Here is a 1,088-nt window from a genome sequence, read left to right on the forward strand (position 1 = left end):
AACTTCAACAAGGATGCGGCAACTGACGTCTCCATCAACATCAGCTACGGCACTTCTGAAAGCGAAAGCAAAAGCAGCAGCCAAAGCAACAGCGCCGCCGGCAGCACCGTCGCTGCAGGCAAGAACCTGACCATCGTCGCCACAGGCGCGGGCCAGGCCAGCAACCTGACGGCGCAAGGCGCAAACCTGACCGCCGGCAACAACGTCACCCTGCTCGCAGACAACAAGGTCAACCTGCTGGCCAGCCAGAGCAACGCCAGCCAGGAGAGCAGCAACAGCTCAAGGTCCAGCAGCGTGGGCGTGAGCTACGGGCTCATCTCGCAGCAATTCAGCTTCAGCGCCAGCGCCAGCCAAAGCCAGGGAAACAGCAGCGGTAGCGACACCCGCTACACCAACACCCAGGTCAATGCCGGCAACACCGCCAGCATCATCAGCGGCGGCGATACAAACCTGATAGGCGCGGTGGTKGCRGCCAACACAGTCAAGGCCAACGTAGGCGGCAACCTCAACATCCAGAGTTTGCAAGACACCGCCACCTACACCAGCAAGCAAAGTTCAAGCAGCGCATCCGTCAGCTCTGGCAAGGAGGGCGCCACGGGCGGCGGCATCAGCGCGTCCAACAGCAACATCGACAGCAGCTACGCCTCGGTCGTACAGCAAAGCGGCATCAAGGCGGGGGATGGTGGCTTCCAGGTGAACGTGCAAGGAAACACCGACCTAAAGGGCGCGGTTATTGCCAGCACGCAGGCAGCGGTGGAGCAGGGCAAGAACAGCTTCAATACGGGCGGTTCTCTTACGCTAAGCGACATTCAGAACAGCGCCAGCTACGAAGGCAAGGCCATGGGCCTGAGCATTGACGTGGGTGAGCAGGCCGGCAAGTTCGGGGTGAGTGGCGTGGGCGTGGGCATTGGCAGCGACAAGGGCGAGGCCAGCAGCACATCAAGCGGCGGTATCAGCGGGATTGCCGGTAACACGGCTGTCAGAAGCACCGATGCTGAAACCGGCATTGCAAAAATCTTTGATGCCGAGCGGGTGCAGAAAGAGATCGATGCCCAGGTGCAGATTACGCAGGCTTTTGGCAAAGAAGC

1 protein-coding gene is annotated in these 1,088 nt (G+C 60.6%); it reads left to right on the forward strand.

Features of this window, described 5'->3' with window-relative positions; all coding sequences use genetic code 11:
- Window positions 1-1,088: hemagglutinin repeat-containing protein (locus AC1D1F_RS24760; protein ID WP_477700887.1), on the forward strand; the 1,088-nt coding region annotated here is incomplete at both ends.

This window comes from Polaromonas sp. P1_H6 (genome assembly GCF_056405195.1).